We start from the raw sequence: 3,036 nt of genomic DNA, 5'->3' as shown, positions 1-3,036 counted from the left end.
AGGAGATGAGGACGATGTCGGCTCATCTCATTCTGCCGGGGCTAGCCCCGGCAGAATGAGATGAAGGGGCCACCAACTAGGGAATTTTCAAAGCCCACTTTTGCGGAGAATTGCAGGACCGATGACAGCTGCTCCCGCCAGACCATGATCGAGCGCAAATCGTCATGCGGGGCGAGGGGACGGTGCAGGTCGCGCACGTCAAAGGCGGGGCGAGCGAACCGCGCATTATGCCGGGCCATATAGCTGTCGAGAAAGACGTTGGCCTCCTCGATCGACGATATGCCTTCCAGACGCATCGCTTTGACTAGGCGATCCTGCAATGTGGCATTGGCCCGTTCGACCCGGCCCTTGGCCTGCGGCGAGTTGGCGCAGATAATCTCGATGTTCAGCGCATCCAGCGCACGTCCGAAATGTGTCATGCCATCGCCGCGTGCTGCGCTGGCTTTGGCGTTCCGAAACACGCTGTGCTTGTCGGAATAGAAGGCCACCGGTTTGCCGTGCCGCTCGATATACTCCCGCGTCGCATCCATATAGGCGAAGGTGCTCTCGCTTTCGGCCATTTTGAGGTGCATCAGTTCGCTGGTCGCATCATCAATATAGACGAGCAGGGTGCATTGCGGCCCGCGATCCTCGAACCACCAGTGCTTCGACCCGTCGATCTGGATCAGCTCGCCCCGGCAGTCGCGCCGGTAGCGTGGCTGATATGGGCGAGGGCGCCGGGCTTCGCGATCCTTCCACAACCCGGCCTTGATCATGAACTGGCGCAACGTCTCGCAGGCCAGATGAATATCGTGCCGTTCGGCCAGATACTCACGGGCCAGCGTGGGGCCGAAATCATAATAATGCTCACGCACGATCGCGACCACGCGCTCCCGAAAATCATCGGCATAGCGCCGGTTGCTGGGCCGGCCGCGCTTGGCTGACACCAAGCCGGCAGCACCTTCGGCTCTTAACCGATCCAACAGCCGATAAATTTGCCGCCGCTCAATGCCTAAAAGCCGCGCCGCATCCGTCGGCCGCAGCTCCCCACGATCCACGCGCATCAAGGTATCGAAACGCGAAAGCTCGCCATCGCTCATCACCAGCACCGCCATTATCGCACATCCTCCAACGCGAAGGATGAACATGACAGCAGCGCTCCGCCGATGATCCAAACTGTGTCATCTCTATCTAGCGGGGGTGTGTCATTTCTAAATGGCGCTTACAAGATTTAAGTTCGATAACAGAGATTATGTTAATCGCAGCACCGCAACTGTCCATGTAATCTGTGTCCAGTGTGTGGGGGAAGGCCGTGCAGTTGCCGAGGTTCCCCAACAGTATCTGCCACCGTGTCCACTTCGAATCTGCCGTCGCTCTGGCAGGCTGCGCGCATCGAGATGCCAGACGGTAGCCGGTCGTGGACGGTACTCGATGACAGTGGTGATGTCATCGCAAGCCTCCGCAACTGGATCGTGCATCTCGAACAGAGCCGGGCATCACCGAACACGATCCGGGCTTATCTCAGGCACATCGTCGAGTTCGCCAATTTTCTGAATGCGAACAGCGCCAACCTGCGCGAGGTCACGGTGGCGCTATACGATGGGTTTCTGGCCTGGCGTCTCGCGAGGTGGAAGGAGGCTTTGCCAAGCCCGAAGCTTGTCCAGTTGCGAAAGGCGGAGCATTGGCGGCAACTTTACACTGTCGCACTTGCGCTCGCGTCGTCAAAGTCAGTCCCCGTGGAGTTGCCTCCGGCCGGCGACTGAAGCCTTGGATCAACGCGGAGCCCTCGTTCTGCCATCCTTCTTGCTTACCCCGCCAATCGTGATTATATTTTAATCATCGTGATAACGAGTGATAGATCATGGCTTCAGAAACGAAGGTGTTGACGGCGCATGTCCCCCTCGGACTTGCCGAAAAGGTTGAAGCTGTGGCCACGCGCTTGGAGCGATCGAGGGGATGGGTGATGAAGCAGGCCCTGGCCGCTTGGGTCGATCAGGAGGAAGAGCGGCACAAAATGACGCTGGAAGCCCTGGAGGATGTAGATGCCGGGCGAGTGATCGACCATCAGTCGATCCAGGCATGGGCTGATAGCCTTGGAACGGATACGCCGCTGCCCTCGCCGACCAAATGAAGATCCATTGGACCACCAAGGCTTCGTCGGATCTCGTACGCCTCCACGAACACCTCAAACCCGTGGCACCCGATGCTGCGGCTCGCATAGTTCAGCAGCTTGCGCACGCCCCTAATCGCCTGCTCGATTATCCCAGGCTTGGCGAGAAGCTGGAAGCCTATGAACCGCGCGAGGTCCGTCGGATCATCGTTGGCAATTATGAGATGCGCTATGAAATCGCGGGCGGGACGATCTTCGTTCTGCGGCTTTGGCATTGCCGCGAGCACCGGAGCTTTGGATCCGACAATTAGCGACAAGCCTCAGCCCGGAACGCCGGATAGCCGGAAAACTCGGAGGGTTACGATCAAGGGAGTTTGAAGTGAGCCGCCTGCGGCGTCTTACACTTCCAACTGATCTGCCCCCCGCTGAGTGGCCCAGAGACTATGATAGTCTGGACCACGAAAGGGACGATGAATGCCGAGCAAGAAGCACAAGCCGGAAGAAATTATCGGCAAGCTGCGTGAAGTTGAGATTGTTCTGGCGCAGGGAGCCTCGACAGCAGAGGCGTGCCGCCGGATCGCAGTCAGCGAGCAGACATACTATCGCTGGCGCAAGGAATATGGTGGCCTGAAGACCGACCAGGCGAGGCGGATGCGTCCGTGCGATTTCTGCGATGTTGGCGCCGGACTCAAAACTCGACGCTATGATCCGGGCCTTAGCCTCGGCCGACCAGCGGCGACGCGAAGGTCCCGCTGGAATGACATCCATACGCGAGGGCCGCTGGCCCTCCTGCCTTTCGAAACCTGTTTCGAATGTTCTTAGAGGCTGTTTGGGAAATCGGCGGCAGGGGTTGTCATAGGCGTATCTGCGTGATTCAGGCTCTGGATGTGGACGCAGCAGAGCCGGGGGCGGATGGCCCAGATTGCGAAGAAGACGAAGCGTTATCC

4 protein-coding genes and 2 pseudogenes are annotated in these 3,036 nt (G+C 58.8%); 4 read left to right on the top strand and 2 right to left on the bottom strand.

Annotated features, from left to right (window positions below; all coding sequences use genetic code 11):
- Positions 1-41 precede the first annotated feature (41 nt).
- Positions 42-1,094, bottom strand: a complete 1,053-nt coding sequence (locus BRX37_RS25985) for an ISNCY family transposase (RefSeq protein ID WP_486057198.1) — start codon at positions 1,092-1,094, stop codon at positions 42-44.
- 234 nt (positions 1,095-1,328) lie between these two features.
- On the opposite strand from BRX37_RS25985, the gene BRX37_RS25980 reads away from it, so the two are divergent.
- The 4 genes and pseudogenes from BRX37_RS25980 to BRX37_RS25965 form a co-directional block, all read left to right on the top strand.
- Positions 1,329-1,742 carry a site-specific integrase gene (locus BRX37_RS25980; protein ID WP_234781603.1) on the top strand — a complete coding sequence of 138 codons (414 nt, stop codon included), beginning with the start codon at positions 1,329-1,331 and terminating at the stop codon, positions 1,740-1,742.
- A 98-nt stretch (positions 1,743-1,840) separates the two neighbouring features.
- Positions 1,841-2,110 (top strand): CopG family ribbon-helix-helix protein, encoded by a 270-nt coding sequence (locus BRX37_RS25975; protein WP_017503640.1) that lies wholly within the window; start codon positions 1,841-1,843, stop codon positions 2,108-2,110.
- Positions 2,107-2,400 carry a type II toxin-antitoxin system RelE/ParE family toxin gene (locus BRX37_RS25970; protein WP_017503639.1) on the top strand — a complete coding sequence of 98 codons (294 nt, stop codon included), beginning with the start codon at positions 2,107-2,109 and terminating at the stop codon, positions 2,398-2,400. Before BRX37_RS25975 ends, BRX37_RS25970 begins: the two co-directional genes overlap by 4 nt.
- A 163-nt stretch (positions 2,401-2,563) precedes the next feature.
- Positions 2,564-2,746 (top strand): annotated as a pseudogene (locus tag BRX37_RS25965) (transposase); the annotation flags it as partial.
- Between the two features lie 36 nt (positions 2,747-2,782).
- On the opposite strand, the pseudogene BRX37_RS27720 reads toward BRX37_RS25965, so the two are convergent.
- Positions 2,783-2,857 (bottom strand): annotated as a pseudogene (locus tag BRX37_RS27720) (hypothetical protein); the annotation flags it as partial.
- Between the last annotated feature and the right edge of the window lie 179 nt (positions 2,858-3,036).

Origin of the sequence: Sphingomonas sp. S-NIH.Pt3_0716, assembly GCF_003950715.1 — a bacterium.
In the GTDB taxonomy this organism is placed as follows: domain Bacteria; phylum Pseudomonadota; class Alphaproteobacteria; order Sphingomonadales; family Sphingomonadaceae; genus Sphingobium; species Sphingobium yanoikuyae_A.
This window is presented reverse-complemented; position numbering and strand designations above follow the sequence as displayed.

What these genes read in the sequence shown, in the direction of transcription:
- BRX37_RS25970 (WP_017503639.1), top strand. Translation starts at nt 2,107, where the DNA reads ATGAAGATCCATTGGACCACCAAGGCTTCGTCGGATCTCGTACGCCTC.
- BRX37_RS25975 (WP_017503640.1), top strand. Translation starts at nt 1,841, where the DNA reads ATGGCTTCAGAAACGAAGGTGTTGACGGCGCATGTCCCCCTCGGACTT.
- BRX37_RS25985 (WP_486057198.1), bottom strand. Translation starts at nt 1,094, where the DNA reads ATGGCGGTGCTGGTGATGAGCGATGGCGAGCTTTCGCGTTTCGATACC.